Raw genomic sequence first — 14183 nt, forward strand, 5'->3', positions numbered from 1 at the left:
GTGGCATCGTGACTTTGCGTGATTCACAGGTTGCTGATCACGGTGAGCTGGGGCAGCGCACATCGCGCGCGCTGATCTGGAGTTTCGCCAATACTGCGTTGGCCAGATTGGGCACTGTCGGAATCGGGATCGCGCTCGCGCGACTGCTCGGTCCTGAAGAGTTCGGCACATTTGCCATAGCGACGGTTGCCTTGCTGGCGGTGTTGTCGTTCAACGAGTTCGGGGTCAGCCTGGCGATCGTCAGGTGGTCCGGTGACCCACAGTTGCTCGCACCGACCGTCGCGACCCTGTCCACCGTTACGAGCTGCTTGCTTTATGTTGGAACCTTTTTCGCAGCACCGGTATTCGCCGGTGCCATGGGGGACCCGGATTCCACCGGCGTGATCCGCCTCATGTGTCTCTGCATCGTCGTCAACGGGATAGTCGCGGCGCCCGCCGCATTGATGCAACGGGCATTCGCCCAACGGGAACGCTTTGTGATTGATCAGGTGAACATCTGGGTCGGGGCTGTGGTGTCGATCGGATTGGCCATCATCGGGTGCGGTGCGATGAGCCTGGCGATCGGTCGGGTCACCGGGACCGTTCTCTCCGGATTGATGTTCATCCGCTGGGCCCCAGGCGGATTGAGATTTGGCTGGGACGCCCACTTGCTGCCTTCATTGTTGAGGTTCGGTTTACCGCTGGCCGGAGCGAGCGCCATTGTGTTCGCGGCCGGTAACGCCGACCAGCTTGTGGTCGGCACCATGCTCGGACCGACGGAACTGGGATTTTATGTGCTGGCTTTCAACCTTGCATCGTGGCCGGTTGCGTTGTTCTCCGCGCCGCTCCGATCGGTTGCCCCTGCGACACTTTCGCGTCTCCAGCACATACCGGAAGCAATGAACGATGCGTTCACGGACCTCACGCGTGTACTGGCGGCCCTGTCGATCCCGGTATGTTTCCTCTTGGCTGGCGCCGCCGAGCCGATTGTGGCCCTCGCCTATGGTTCGGAGTGGGCCCCGGCCGCAGATGCACTGCGCTGGCTGGCACTACTTGCAGCCCTGCGGATCATGTTCGAGCTCGCCTACGACTATCTCGTTGTGGTGCGTCGTACCGGGTCAATTCTGGTGATACAAAGCAGTTGGCTGGTCGTTTCCGTTCCGGCGCTACTGATCGGAGCAACCCAGTGGGGAATCGGTGGCGTCGCAGGTACGCAGGTAGTTGTCGCAGCGGTGGTTGCCCTTCCGTTGTACGTCGGGGTGCTGGGCAGATCGGGTGTAGATATCAAAATGGTCGGACGCGCGATGCTGTTACCTGTCCTGATCGGTGTGGCAGTAGGAACAGTGTCGCTGTGGGTGTCCTCCGGAGTTCAGATGGCCTTTGTTGCCTGCCTGGTGGCAGGTGCCCTCGCCTGTCTTGGGGTGGCGCTGGCGAGCTACCGACAGCGTGATGTAGTAGCGCGATTGCGGAATCTGCGAGCCGATGAAGTTGGAGCATCGTGAAAATACTTGTGTACCCACATGATCTGGCCATCGGTGGCAGCCAGATCAATGCGATCGAATTGGCGGCAGCGGTATCGCGGCTCGGCCATGAAGTGATCGTATTCGGTGTGCCGGGGCCCTTGGTAGGCCGGATTCGCGATTTGGGTCTGGAGTTCATTGCGTCTCCGCAGCCACGTCGGCGGCCGTCATTTGCTGTCTTGCGGGCCCTGACGCACGTGATTCGCGAGCGTGAGATCGAGGTGATCCACGGTTACGAGTGGCCGCCGGCCCTCGAATCATATTTGGTGGCAGCTCGAATGGGCGCGCGGGTGTCGAGTGTGTCAACGGTGATGTCGATGGCGGTGGCGCCATTTCTGCCACGAACCGCGCCATTGCTGGTTGGTACCGAGCAAATTGCCTGCGTGGAACGTTCGGCCGGCCGACACCTGATCGGTGTGTTGGAGCCACCCGTCGATCTTGACCAGAATCGCCTGGTGGATGGGCAGCAGACAGACGATTTTCGAAGTCGCTGGCAGCTGGACAACGACGCGACAGTAATTGTCACCGTCACCAGGTTGGCGCATGAACTCAAACTCGAAGGCCTGCTCACGGCCATAAGCACCATCGGCGAGCTGGTCTCCAAAGGTCGACCGGTGCAGTTGGTCATCGTCGGTGCGGGACCGGCAGGAGAGGAAGTCGCCAGGCACGCATCGGTCATCAATCAACAGCACGGCGATCGGACGGTTGTGCTCACGGGCGAACTCGACGATCCTCGCCCGGCGTATGCCGTGGCCGACATCGTGCTTGGTATGGGAGGCTCGGTCCTTCGTGCGATGGCCTTTGGCAAACCGGTTGTGGTGCAGGGTGAGAACGGGTTCTGGAAGGCGCTCAATGAAGACACGGTCGGCCAGTTCAGGTGGACAGGCTGGTATGGCGTCGGAACGGGTCCCTCCGACGGACCTCGGGCACTGCTGGAGGCCCTCACTCCTTTGGTCGACAGTGAGACGCTCCGTGGCTCTCGAGGTGACTACGCGCGACAAATCGTTGAGGACTACTCGCTCGACATTGCTGCCGTCGCACAGCTTGGCGCCTACGTCACCGCCACCCGAAACTTCCCGGGACGGCGGAGAGCCTTCCTGGAAGGGGTCCGGGTATCCGTGTTGTACGCGACGTTCGCAGTGCGTGAACGTTGGAATCGGTTGCGTGGCAGGCGTGTGAGCGACGATTTCAACAGCAAACCCGTAGCAGCCAAAGGAGTTTCGCGTCCCGAGATGAGTCGATCATGAACGACGGCGTGATCTATCTCGCGGGTGTTGCGTGGGACGAGATTCCAGGAACGGACCGGAAGCTGGCTTCAGCATTGGCTCCGGAGCTAGAGGTCCTCTGGGTTGACCCACCGGTCTCGGCGGTGCGGTACGCACGTGGGCTCCGGGCCGGGAAGTCCTGGGACCTCGGCGTCACGGGCGTTGCTCCGGGTATTGCGCGACTGCAGGTTCTTGTTCCACCGGGCACCACGCGCTTGTTCGCACGTGACGTCATATCGCGCTACCTGTCATGGAAGATCACCACCACGGTATCGGCCATGTCCGAGACGTTCCGTGCCACAGCGATCATCAACGCATCGCCTGAAGCGGTGTTCCCAGCAGGTGTGAAGGCCCGACGACTGTTTTACATCACCGACGACTGGGTAGCCGGTGCATCGCTCATGGGGATGAGTGCGGACCGCGTCCGGGAGCGCATGCGCCGCAACGCTGACGACGCCGATGTCACAGCCGCGGTATCGGCCGGACTTGCAGAAAAGTTCGGCCGTGTGGACCTCGACGTGGCGGTGCTCCCCAACGGTTGCACGCCATTCGAACTGACCGAATCAACGGCAGCGAGTCCCCAGCCCGGGGATCTCCCCTCGGGACCTCTGGCCGGCCTTGTGGGCCAAGTCAATGAGCGCATCGACGTATCGCTGGTTCGAGCAGTTGCCGATGCCGGCACGACGGTTGTTGTCATCGGCCCCCGCACAGAGCGAGCCCCCGACGCGACGATTGCACTCGATTCGCTGTTTGCGCACCCACAGGTGCATTGGCTCGGTAGCAAGGTCCCAGATGTGTTACCGGACTATCTATCGGCTTTTGCGGTGGGGATGACGCCATATGTCGACAACGAGTTCAACCGGCTCAGTTTCCCGTTGAAGACTCTCGAGTACCTCGGGGCCGGACTGCCGGTGGTGAGCAGCGACCTGCCGTCGGTTCGGTGGCTCGCTACTGAGCACGTCAGGACTGCCAGTACTCCACAAGGTTTTGCCGAATTGGTTGGCGAATCGTGTCGCAATACCAGCGCTACTGCCGCACATGAACGGATTGCATTTGCCCGGCAGCACAGTTGGGGTGCCAGGGGGTCTCAGGTACGTGGACTGCTGGGCGTCGACCTTGTCGACAACGCGACAACGGAACATGGCGGTTGACAAGCTCACCACCGTCGCCGTTTCCGCAGCGTGTAGATGGCGATTCCCAGTCCGGCAACACTGAGTAGATCTGATTCGGTCAGTCCGTTGGCCGGGGTGAACGAGTAGAGCACAGCGCCTTCGATCGGGCCGTTGAACAGGATCCACAGTACCGACACAGCGATCAGGACAAGGGCCGCAGGACGGCTCGGCTTCGCCAAGGTCCATGCCCCGCTGACAAACAACAGGATCAGCAGCACGAGTCCGTGAAAGAGCTCGGGCGTGATGCGCATCTGTGCAGTATCTCAAGTGTGCTGGTGGGAACGCAGATTCGAACAGGTGATTCGCGACACCAGATGTGCGCTCTGGACTGGCGTTACTAGGATATGCAAGTATTGTGAGCGGCCGTCGCAGTCGATCATTGGAGAGTCATGTCAGACGAGAGCACCGTCCTGGTCCGGACGGAAGGCCGCATCGGCCGGATCACGTTGAACCGCCCCAAGGCCATCAATGCCATCACCCATGAAATGGTGCTCGAAATCGATGCTGCGCTGCGCAAATGGGCTGACGACGACGCCGTTGAAGCAGTGCTACTCGACGGAACCGGTGAGCGCGGTCTGTGTGCGGGCGGAGATATCGTCGCGATCCACCGCGACGCAACGCTGTCGGCCACTCTCGACGACGCGATCGCCTCTCCTACGGGCAAGTTCTGGTATGACGAGTACATCCTGAACGCCTACATCTCGCACTACCCGAAGCCCTACATCGCGCTGATGGACGGCATCGTGATGGGCGGTGGAGTCGGTGTCTCGGCACACGGCAACACTCGGATCGTCACCGACCGCACCAAGATGGCCATGCCCGAGGTCGGAATCGGCTTCGCTCCCGACGTGGGCGGCACCTACCTGCTGGCCGAGGCGCCGGGAGAAATCGGCACGTATCTGGCGCTGACCGCGGCGCAGATCAACGGCGCCGACGCCGTCGCGATCGGATTCGCCGATCACTACCTGCCCGCCGAGAAGATCGACGACTTCACCTCGGCGCTCACCACCCGGCCGGTCGCCGACGTGATCACCGAATTCTGCATCGAACCGCCGGCCTCAGGGCTGCTTGCCAAGCAGCGCTGGATCGACGACGCCTTTGCCGCCGACACGGCGGTCGAAATCGTTGAGCGGCTGCGCGGCCACGACGAGTCCGATGCTCACGACACTGCCAACGTGGTGGCATCCAAGTCGCCCACCTCGGTGGAGGTGACCGTGCGGTCGCTGCGTGAAATCACCTCGGAGACAACGTTGGAGACGGCGCTGGAAACCGAGTACCGGGTGTCGATCCACTTCCTCGTCCACCACGATCTCGCCGAAGGCATTCGCGCGCAGGTCATCGACAAGGACCGGTCACCCAAGTGGTCGCCGCCGAGCCTCACCGCCGTGGAGAAGGCCGACGTCGACGCCTTCTTCGCGCCGGTACCCAAAGCACTCGTACTGACGAACGGAGTCCAGGCATGAGCAACTACGAAACGATCCTCACGGAACAGCGTGGCCGGGTGGGTATCATCACCCTCAACCGTCCGAAAGCGTTGAACGCCTTGAATTCTCAGCTGATGACCGAGGTCGTGACGGCAGCGGAAGCGTACGATGCCGATCAGTCGGTCGGTGCCATCCTGATCACCGGTTCCGAACGCGCATTCGCCGCGGGTGCTGACATCAAGGAGATGGCCGACAAGTCGTACGTGGACATGCTGGCGGTCGACTTCTTCAGCGCATGGGATGGCCTGGTCAACGTTCGGACGCCGGTTGTCGCGGCTGTCGCCGGGTTTGCGCTCGGTGGTGGATGCGAGCTGGCGATGATGTGCGACATCATCATTGCCGCGGAGAACGCCGTCTTCGGACAGCCGGAGATCAACCTCGGTGTGATCCCGGGAATCGGTGGCTCGCAACGTCTCACGCGTGCGATCGGAAAGGCCAAAGCCATGGACATGGTGCTGACCGGCCGCCGGATGAAGGTCGACGAGGCCGAACGTGCCGGTCTGGTCTCTCGCGTGGTTCCCACCGAGTCATACCTTGACGACGCACTCGAGGTCGCCACCACGATCGCCGAACTGTCGCTGCCGATCACGATCCTCGCCAAGCAGGCGGTGAACCGGTCGCAGGAGATCGGCCTCACCGAGGGAGTTCTGTTCGAGCGCAGGGTCTTCCACTCCACCTTCGCCACCGAGGATCAGTCCGAAGGAATGGCCGCGTTCGTCGAAAAGCGCGGGGCAAAGTTCAACCACCGCTGAACGCTCACCCGGCCCGGGCGGGCTACGTCCGGACCTCTATCCGGGCCTGGATCGGGCCTTTGGGAACCAGCGTGAACGGAAGAGCTACCGGGAAATTGCTGTCGAGTGACTCGATGCGGCGCCGGCCGATGATGGTTGCCAGGGCCAAAGTGGCTTCGAGCATTGCGAAGTGAGATCCGATGCAGCCCCGCGCCCCACCGCCGAATGGTAAATACTGCCAACGGTCGAGTTCTGCGAAGTTCTCCGGGCTGAACCTGTCGGGGTCGAACTCCAGCGGGTTGTCCCACAGCGTCGGGTCGCGGTGCATCGCGTAGATACCCACGACCGCCGCGGTGCCCGCCTCGACCCGATAGCCGTCCACGTCGATGTCGGTGACTGTTTGCCGGGACAACATCGCCGCCGGTGGGCACAGCCGTAGCGCTTCATGCAGAACCTGCACGGTATAGCTCAGGTTCGGAACGTCGGACGGAGTCAACGTTCGCCCGCCGAACGCGGCGACCTCGCCTGCGACCCGATCCTGGATGTCAGTGTGGTGTCCGAGTGCCCAGAGTGAATACGTCAGTGTTGTCGACGTGGTGTCGTGCCCGGCGAACATGAAGATGATCATCTCGTTGCGGATCTGTATGTCGGAGAGCGGTTTACCTGTGGCCGGATCCCTGGCGTCGATCAGTGCGCGAACCAGCGGTGCGTCGCGTTCGGGGTCATCCCGGCACTCACGCAGAATGGTTCCGGCCAGAGTGTGCAATCTCGCCGCCGCCGCCCGTGCCTTCTGGCGTGCCGGAGTCGGCAACCATACCGGGGCTTTGAAAGGGAGTGTGGATCGTCTGGTCACGTACCCCATCGCAATGGTCAGGGATTCGGCAAGCTCCGCGATGTGTTCGTCGAGATCGAGTCCGAACACGGAACGCCCGAGGGCTCGCAGCGTGAGTGAATGACACATCGCGTCGAGGTCGGTTGTCTCGCCGGCCCCGTAGGCGTCGACGGCTGTCACAGCGGCCGCTGCCATGTCGTCGGCGAACTTGTTGACGCGATTCTTGGTGAATACTGCTTGGGTGGCCCGCCGGTGGGGCAGCCATTCGTCGTGCTCGAGGTTGAACAGGTTGCTGCCGATCAGGGCTCGCTGTTCGCTGTAGAAGGGGAGTTTCTTTTCGACAAACGTATGAGGCCGGTCGAGGATGTCGTGCATGCCTTGGGGCGAGGTGGCCACGACGATCTCGGGCAGCAACCAGGACGGAGCGAGTCTGTACCGGGTGACCGGTCCACCCGCATTGCGCAGTGTCTCACTACCGACGTGAAGTCTTCGGGTGGCTTTGTACCGCCGACGGTAAGGCAGTGGGTTCTGCGGTGGGAGTGGGAGCGTGGCCACGTCTTCCGGGATGACTGATTCGACCATGATGCAACGACCTGTCAGGGATTGTGTTTCTCGGATATGCCTGAGTCCGAGTATTGACCCGCAGGTCAGAGGTGTCGAGAGTAGCTGGCTACCTCAATCGGCAGCCTCACGACGGCAGACGTGGCCATCATCGAGAAGGAGTCGCCTGTCCCGCCACCACCATCGTCATCCGGTTCGGATGGCGATGGTGGGGTAGCGACTACCCGTTTATGGGAGCCGATCGACCGCCACACTCAACAACGGCGGTGCCGATGCCGGCGATGTGTCGATTCAGAATTCGTCGAGCGTGACGTAGCCGTCTTGGAGTGCCCGGGCCAACAGGGCAGCTTTGGTGTGTGCGGGCCGGCCGCTGGCTGCATATTTGCCACGTATGCGATTGACATGGGTATTGACCGTGGCCGCAGTGATGAACAGTTCGCTCGCGGCGCTGGATTTGGAGTCGTGCTTCACCCAACTCCGCAGAACTTCGATCTCCCGTGCGGTGAGTCGTGGCATGGCAAGCGCTCTGATGCTGAGAGGCGCAAGTGACAGCGTCATTGTGGAATCTCCTGGTCTTGGGTTCCCGGCCCAGGTTCATCCTCTTACGTCGCGCAGAGTTCGGGTAGCCACCTCTTTTGGTTACACCAAAAATGCCTCACCGTTACCTCTGCTAGCTAGCGAGGTCGGAGGCTGGATCGCCGTGCACGTCAAGATCAATTCTCATAGTGCCAGACTTTTCGTCACTTCGATAGATCGAAATTAAACTTGATCGTCCCGGCGGTAGAACACGGATTCGCAGACGCCCACCGTGCGAGGTGTGGAGAGCCTCGTTCACGTGCTGTGTGACGCGGCGGTGGACCTCAGGTGACGTATCGATCAGCCCGCCGTCGTCGATCATCACCACGTCGACACCGCGGCGCCGAGCCGCGCGAGCATTGCCCGCGACAGCCGCGTTTGCGAGCGCAGCAGCCTGTATCTGATCGCGGAGCTGACCTTCGAGCAATCCGCAGGCCTTCATGTCTGCAGCCGACAGCTGCTGCCCCTCGGCGATCCGGATGAGCATGGGCCGAACCATCGATTCGAGATCGGCGAGCCGGGAGACTCGTTCCTCGCGCGCGGCCCGGACCGCGGCAGCTCGTGCAGCCTCGTCTGCGTCGGCGCGATTGAATTCCTCGACGGCGAGAATCGACCGACGCAGGACCAACGCAAATGCGGTTCCGATGAATAGTCGGGCCGGTAGGAACAGCAACAGAAGGAGGTCAGGAAGTCCCCCGGAGAACACCGCGTCCCACGCGATGACCAACACGTAGCAGGCCATCAAACTCAACCAGGCGAACACAATTCGTCCGCGGAGACACAGAACGATGCCCGATATGACGACCGCGCTCAAAAGCCAAGGTGGCCGATTGCTTTCGACGATTTCTGGTTCAGCGATCAGCATTGTGAGCACTGCGAGCGGCAGTGCTGCGCATGCGATTGCCGTAGACCGGGGCGAAAGTGGATCACCTCGACCGAAAGTGACCGGGGCAGCACCGACAAAGAGTATTACCAGGGTCACGATTACAGGCCAGAGCGCTACATCGGGGGGCAGGCTCCCGATGGCAACAAACCCGGTGATCGTGGCAAAACTGACAAACGCCAGGCCGGCGACTATTCGGGGGGTCATGTCTGCCGCCGCCAGCGCAGGATCACGCGGGTACCGTCGCCGGGCGCAGAGGTGATCGTCGCCGTCCCTCCTGCGATCTGTTCCATCCGGCCACGAATCGACAGGGCGATCCCCAATCGGTCCGCGGGGACGTGATCTTGGTCGAAACCAGCTCCGTCATCGCAGATCTCGGCCGTGAGGGAGTCTTTCTCCATTGTGAACAAAACCGAACGGGTGGCGTCGGGTCCGGCGTGCCGAACACTGTTGTGCAGCGCCTCGGACATGGCCGAGACGATCGCGTGAACAGTGTCGAGCGGGTAGGTTGTCGACGGTTCGTTGGTCGCGGTGTTGTGCACCTGCACGCCTGGGTCCACGATTGCAGCGGCAGACCCTGCTTCCGAGATCAGCTCTTCCGGTGACACAGCGCGATGGAGTTCGTCGTCGGCTTGGAGTGCGTCGAGTTGCTCGAGCGTGGCGAGCGCTTGGATCTGCATTTCGGCGTTCGTGCCCTCGTGGGACGCGGCCCACATGATCGACATGATGCGGTCATGGGTGATGGCGTCCAATTTCGCGCGTTCGCGCCTGCGGCTCTGTTCGGCAGCGGCGGCTTCCGCCCGGCGACTGGCGCGTTCCTGGGCGTTGTCCCGAAGGCGGCCGGTCTCGATGGCGAAGATTGCGATGACAAACGGCACCGCCGCCACGAACAGACCCCAGGCGAGATCGGTGACGAACTCCGATGGGCTGGTTCGTTCTGCCACGGAAGCGCCGATCAGGCGGGTTGCCGTCACAGATGCGAGGAGATAAGCGATCGCGGCCGGAATCGGCATGGCAACCACTGCCGCGACACTCACCACGCCGGCCATCGCGGTCAGCCATGCACCGGAGCCATCGTCGGTCGGTAGTCCGGTCCAGACGAATGCGAATGAGGTGATGATTGCGGCGTAAGAGATCGACACAGCCCAGGCCGTACGGACCGTCCACTGGCTGTCGGTGACGAAGGTGGAGACGAGCATCGCCAACCCGGGCACCACGACCGCTGCCAACGCGGCAATGGTCCACCACAGCGGAACAACATCTGCCAGGGCGTCGATCGAGGATATGAGTAGCAGGGGGTAGAGGCACAGCGCGATCGACCCGAACCGGCTGACCTGTCGGGTTGTGAGATCGGCGGCCGAGGTCGGCGGAGATCTCAGTGACGAAAACGCCGCGGCATTGGTAACCACCCGTCCTCCAAAGCCCGTTTGTATAGGTCGGTCTTTGTTTGGGCCGGCCGGCCGGCCTCGGAGTACTTCTGTTTGATCCGGCCCACGTATGAATTGACTGTCTCTGCGGACAGACCGGTGATCGAGGCCACCCGGGATGCCGGTTCGCCGGCGGCGTACAGCTCGAGAATCTGCCGCTGGCGGGGGCTCAGATCGACTGCCGCGAGATTGGGGTCAGAGTCGATGGCGGTCGCCCATTCCATCGTGGGTACCACCTGGCCGTCGATCGCTGATCGGATCGCGCCGATGAGTTCGTCTACGTCCACCGATTTCCGCAAGATACCGAGGACCCCCGATGTGAGCGCCTCGCGGATCAGGTAGGGCTCCGATGCCGATGTGAACACGAGGATGTTGGTCGTTAGGGTTCGCAGCAGCTCGATGTTGCCGCGGGGCGTCGAATCGTCGGACAACCGCAGGTCCAGGAGAGCCAGATCGATCGGTTCGCCTTGGTCGATCAGCTTGGGCACTGTCGGAGCATCGGCCACCACCGACAGTCCGTCGGCCTGATTGATGATCGTGACCAGACCCCGGCGCGTGGTCGCGAAGTCTTCGACAACTCCAATTCGAGCAACGGCCCAAGACTCATCCATGGGCTGCACGGAGCGTGATTGCGGAGCCTCCATCGGTGGACCTACTGGATCAATGTGACAGCTGAGCGAACGCGACGTACTTTCCGTTGATTTCGGCCTGACTCAAGCCCACTTCTTTGAGCAAGGTCAAATGTGATCTTAGCTGATCACCGATTCAGGCCGCAGGTTTCGCGCACGAGGATCAGGCAGCCACCGGGTCGTGTGGTTGCCGCGACATTTTGGGATCGGGGGTAGTTCAGGAGGCGCTGGCGGGAATAACGGATCGTTTCGGCGCGGTGCTGGTCGCGTCGATGACGGCCGACCGGAAGTCTTGTGTCAGCTGCGCATGGCGCAACGTCAGCAGTTCGGGTGGTCCTTCGATCAGATATCGGCGGGCCAACCGCCGAGGATCGGAGGAGAGGCGGTGGAGCCATTCGAGGCCCAGGCGCTGCAACTGAACTGGTGCGCGTTCTGCGGTTCCGGCAAGGAAATCGGCGGCAGCACCGAACGCCAGCATGGCCCGGGACCCGGTTTGGGTGCCGAAATGTTCGATCCACATTTCCTGGCGAGGCTTGCCCAAGCCGACCACGAGTAGGTCGATCCCGGTGTCACGGATCTCGTGGGCATCACGCAGACACTTGCGAGGGTCAGCAAGATCGGCGCGTTCGGGAGACCAGTAGTGGACCGGGCCAAGACCGACGAAATCTTGGCGGATCCGCGCATCCAGTCTCTTGTGCAGGTCGGGGAAGCCTCCGTAGAAGCCGATGTGGCTACCGGTGCGCTCGGCTTCGCGGAGTATTGCCGGCAGCAGATCAGAACCGGTCAGGCGGGGCCACGCCTGACCTGTCAATTTCGCTGCCCGAGCGACGATGGGGGCTCCGTCGGCGAGCAGTACCCAGTCGACGCCGTCCTCACCGTGGCGATCAGGGTGGTCGAGTCGCGGGCCATCCGGTGCGGTGAAGTGATGGAGGTGATCGAGATTGACCGATCCGATGGCCAGCGGTGTGTTGCGTGAGCCGGTCAGGCACCGCTGCACGGCATCGAGCACGAGGTCTTCGGTACAGAGGTCCACGGCGACCCCGTCGATCATCATCGTGACGGTCTGTGGTTGCCGCGCTACCTCGCTTGACCGCGTCGATTGTGAGTTCATCGTTTCTCCCTCCGTGACTGCGCGAGATCGGCTTGGGAGCATCAGGAATGGGAGCATCAGTAGGCGCCCTGCCCGTTGATGACGGCACGCATTGTGCGCCAGAGGATTACGAGGTCTTGCATGATCGACCAGTTCTCGACGTACAGGAGATCGAGTCGTACCGATTCGTCCCAGGACAGTTCCGATCGGCCGGAGATCTGCCACAGTCCGGTGATCCCCGGGCGAACGAGCAGTCTCCGGACCACGGGCCCGCGATACTGCGCGACCTCTTCGCGAAGTGGTGGTCGCGGTCCCACGAGGCTCATCTCGCCGGTCAGAACATTGATCAGCTGGGGGAGCTCATCAAGGCTGTAGCGGCGGAGAAAAGCGCCGACGCGAGTAACCCGTGGATCCTTGCGCATCTTGAACAGGACGCCGTTTCCGTCCGAATTGCCGACCAGTGAGGATTTTTGACGGTCGGCGCCGTCGACCATGCTTCGGAATTTCCACATGAGAAACGGACTGTTGCTCAAGCCGATACGTTCGGCTCGATAGAAGATCGGACCGGAGGAACTGCATTTGATCGCAATCGCGCAGGTGACGAGAACCGGTGTCAGGAGTATGAGCATCGTCAACGCACCGAGTCGGTCGATGCCGGCCTTGAGGAACCGATTTGCGCCGGCATAACGGGGTTTGTCGATATGCAACATCGGGAGGCCGGCAACGGGGCGCAACATCATTCTGGGCCCGGCGATATCGGTGACGCCAGGAGCCACGACCATCTCGACATCCATCGACTCGAGCGCCCAGGATAGTTCTCGCATCACCGAATACCCCAGTGCGGCAGCGGATGTCACGGCGACCGTGGTGGCGCCGGTCTGTTTGACGGCTTTGGTGAGGCCATCGAGGTCTGCGGCGGGCGGATTGCAATGCCCCCAATGCGCAGGTGCTGAACCCGGGGGGCGCGGGGACTTTGAAACCGTGCCGCTGGTATTCACCAGGCCAACCACTTTGTAACCAAGAAAGTGGTTGTCTTCAATGCGATCGATCAGGGGAATCGAAGAGTCCGAATCTCCGATTATCAGTATTCGCTGGAGTTTCGTACCGTTCGCCCGCTGACGGGTCAGATTCTTTCGCCACGCCCACCGTCCGGCGAGTAGTCCAATGGTTCCGATTGGTAATGCGACGGCGACAAATCCGCGCGCAATATTCAGTTTGAAAACAAGATCGAAGATGGCGAGAAACCCAAATGTCATAAAACATGCAGACGCCACGCGGCTGTATTCTGTTGCGCCGGATCCGATGATTCGCTTGTCTGCACTCTGTGTCGCATGTAATGCGAGGATCCATGCAATTGACAAGGCAATAGTCTCGATGGCGAGATGATTTCGTTGAGCAATTCCCAGGCCGCCGCCTCCGGCGAATCTGATGACGACGGCGCCGGCGACTGCTCCGAGTACCAGTGTGAGGTCGGTCCAGTGGACTCGGCGTACGTAGGACGCCGACCATCGCTCAAATGTGCCATTTACCAGCTCAAATGATGTGCGCGTGGCGGGTGCTGACGCTGCATGTGCTTCGTCCAACATGACCTTCGGACTCCCTCTGGGCTGTGCTGATCTCACTTGTGGTCCGACGTCGCGGGCCACCTCGGATCCAGTATTGGCGAAATTACAGCCGTTCTTGCAGTGGGTGAAATAGGCCATTCGGGTTACCGAGGTTGGAGAGAAATTGGGCACGGGAAATATATTAAAATGTAAATAGGTTCTAGCGCTTGGAAAATCAACTGACGATCATATTTAGGTGAGCTCACGATGAGCGTTACGTGCAGAACTGCACCTAAAGAGCGATCCTGAATCGGAGGCTCGTTATCAATTCTTGACATTGACGTGCAGGCCACGAATGAAATGTTCAACCATTCCGACTACGAACGTTAACAATCCTAATCACAAGCCGATCGTCTGAACGGATTCAGTTTCGTTTCTGGCTCGCGGTTGCAGCGTCATGCGCCGCATAATTGACCGGTACGCCCGAATT

13 protein-coding genes are annotated in these 14183 nt (G+C 61.3%); 5 read left to right on the forward strand and 8 right to left on the reverse strand.

The genetic code is table 11. From position 1 onward, the window contains the following. The first annotated feature begins 8 nt into the window (after nt 1-8). The 3 genes from H290_RS0116235 to H290_RS28775 are packed head-to-tail and all read left to right on the forward strand — an operon-like array spanning nt 9 to nt 3915. Nucleotides 9-1481, forward strand: coding sequence for an oligosaccharide flippase family protein (locus tag H290_RS0116235; RefSeq protein ID WP_196809554.1), 1473 nt, complete (start codon nt 9-11; stop codon nt 1479-1481). Continuing rightward, the gene (locus tag H290_RS0116240; RefSeq protein ID WP_028463282.1) at nt 1478-2746 is read left to right on the forward strand and encodes a glycosyltransferase; all 1269 of its coding nucleotides are present in this window, start codon (nt 1478-1480) and stop codon (nt 2744-2746) included. The genes H290_RS0116235 and H290_RS0116240 overlap by 4 nt, the downstream gene beginning before the upstream one ends. Beyond that, on the forward strand, nt 2743-3915 hold the full coding sequence (locus tag H290_RS28775) for a glycosyltransferase (RefSeq protein ID WP_020107880.1): 1173 nt from the start codon (nt 2743-2745) through the stop codon (nt 3913-3915). Before H290_RS0116240 ends, H290_RS28775 begins: the two co-directional genes overlap by 4 nt. A gap of 5 nt (nt 3916-3920) precedes the next feature. Here the strand turns inward: H290_RS28775 and H290_RS0116250 are convergent, their stop codons facing one another. After that, entirely contained in the window at nt 3921-4187 is a 267-nt protein-coding gene (locus H290_RS0116250; protein WP_020107881.1) for a hypothetical protein, read from the reverse strand. Nucleotides 4188-4325: 138 nt separating this feature from the next. On the opposite strand from H290_RS0116250, the gene H290_RS0116255 reads away from it, so the two are divergent. Together H290_RS0116255 and H290_RS0116260 are read left to right on the forward strand one after the other, a co-directional pair. After that, complete coding sequence (locus tag H290_RS0116255; protein ID WP_020107882.1) at nt 4326-5399, forward strand: enoyl-CoA hydratase/isomerase family protein; 1074 nt, start codon at nt 4326-4328, stop codon at nt 5397-5399. Continuing rightward, nucleotides 5396-6172, forward strand: coding sequence for an enoyl-CoA hydratase (locus H290_RS0116260; RefSeq protein WP_020107883.1), 777 nt, complete (start codon nt 5396-5398; stop codon nt 6170-6172). The genes H290_RS0116255 and H290_RS0116260 overlap by 4 nt, the downstream gene beginning before the upstream one ends. Before the next feature lie 22 nt (nt 6173-6194). Here the strand turns inward: H290_RS0116260 and H290_RS0116265 are convergent, their stop codons facing one another. The 7 genes from H290_RS0116265 to H290_RS0116295 all read right to left on the reverse strand — a co-directional run bounded on the left by H290_RS0116265 (nt 6195) and on the right by H290_RS0116295 (nt 13852). Continuing rightward, nucleotides 6195-7565, reverse strand: a complete 1371-nt coding sequence (locus H290_RS0116265) for a cytochrome P450 (RefSeq protein ID WP_020107884.1) — start codon at nt 7563-7565, stop codon at nt 6195-6197. A 270-nt stretch (nt 7566-7835) separates the two neighbouring features. Then, on the reverse strand, nt 7836-8102 hold the full coding sequence (locus H290_RS30230; RefSeq protein WP_081631603.1) for a LuxR C-terminal-related transcriptional regulator: 267 nt from the start codon (nt 8100-8102) through the stop codon (nt 7836-7838). Nucleotides 8103-8214: 112 nt separating this feature from the next. Continuing rightward, the gene (locus H290_RS28785) at nt 8215-9210 is read right to left on the reverse strand and encodes a hypothetical protein (RefSeq protein WP_155976876.1); all 996 of its coding nucleotides are present in this window, start codon (nt 9208-9210) and stop codon (nt 8215-8217) included. Next, complete coding sequence (locus H290_RS0116280; protein ID WP_020107887.1) at nt 9207-10412, reverse strand: sensor histidine kinase; 1206 nt, start codon at nt 10410-10412, stop codon at nt 9207-9209. Before H290_RS0116280 ends, H290_RS28785 begins: the two co-directional genes overlap by 4 nt. Beyond that, nucleotides 10379-11041 carry a response regulator transcription factor gene (locus tag H290_RS0116285; RefSeq protein ID WP_020107888.1) on the reverse strand — a complete coding sequence of 221 codons (663 nt, stop codon included), beginning with the start codon at nt 11039-11041 and terminating at the stop codon, nt 10379-10381. The genes H290_RS0116280 and H290_RS0116285 overlap by 34 nt, the downstream gene beginning before the upstream one ends. Before the next feature lie 235 nt (nt 11042-11276). Further along, complete coding sequence (locus H290_RS28790) at nt 11277-12170, reverse strand: WecB/TagA/CpsF family glycosyltransferase (protein ID WP_020107889.1); 894 nt, start codon at nt 12168-12170, stop codon at nt 11277-11279. Nucleotides 12171-12226: 56 nt separating this feature from the next. Further along, the gene (locus H290_RS0116295; RefSeq protein WP_369758828.1) at nt 12227-13852 is read right to left on the reverse strand and encodes a sugar transferase; all 1626 of its coding nucleotides are present in this window, start codon (nt 13850-13852) and stop codon (nt 12227-12229) included. Nucleotides 13853-14183: the final 331 nt, after the last annotated feature.

This window comes from Nocardia sp. 348MFTsu5.1 (assembly GCF_000383535.1).
Lineage (GTDB): Bacteria > Actinomycetota > Actinomycetes > Mycobacteriales > Mycobacteriaceae > Williamsia > Williamsia faeni.

Coding starts and splice junctions, on each gene's coding strand:
- H290_RS0116295 (WP_369758828.1), bottom strand. CDS start 13,852: ATGGCCTATTTCACCCACTGCAAGAACGGCTGTAATTTCGCCAATACT.
- H290_RS30230 (WP_081631603.1), bottom strand. CDS start 8,102: ATGACGCTGTCACTTGCGCCTCTCAGCATCAGAGCGCTTGCCATGCCA.
- H290_RS0116285 (WP_020107888.1), bottom strand. CDS start 11,041: ATGGATGAGTCTTGGGCCGTTGCTCGAATTGGAGTTGTCGAAGACTTC.
- H290_RS0116250 (WP_020107881.1), bottom strand. CDS start 4,187: ATGCGCATCACGCCCGAGCTCTTTCACGGACTCGTGCTGCTGATCCTG.
- H290_RS0116265 (WP_020107884.1), bottom strand. CDS start 7,565: ATGGTCGAATCAGTCATCCCGGAAGACGTGGCCACGCTCCCACTCCCA.
- H290_RS0116255 (WP_020107882.1), top strand. CDS start 4,326: ATGTCAGACGAGAGCACCGTCCTGGTCCGGACGGAAGGCCGCATCGGC.
- H290_RS28785 (WP_155976876.1), bottom strand. CDS start 9,210: ATGACCCCCCGAATAGTCGCCGGCCTGGCGTTTGTCAGTTTTGCCACG.
- H290_RS28775 (WP_020107880.1), top strand. CDS start 2,743: ATGAACGACGGCGTGATCTATCTCGCGGGTGTTGCGTGGGACGAGATT.
- H290_RS0116260 (WP_020107883.1), top strand. CDS start 5,396: ATGAGCAACTACGAAACGATCCTCACGGAACAGCGTGGCCGGGTGGGT.
- H290_RS28790 (WP_020107889.1), bottom strand. CDS start 12,170: ATGAACTCACAATCGACGCGGTCAAGCGAGGTAGCGCGGCAACCACAG.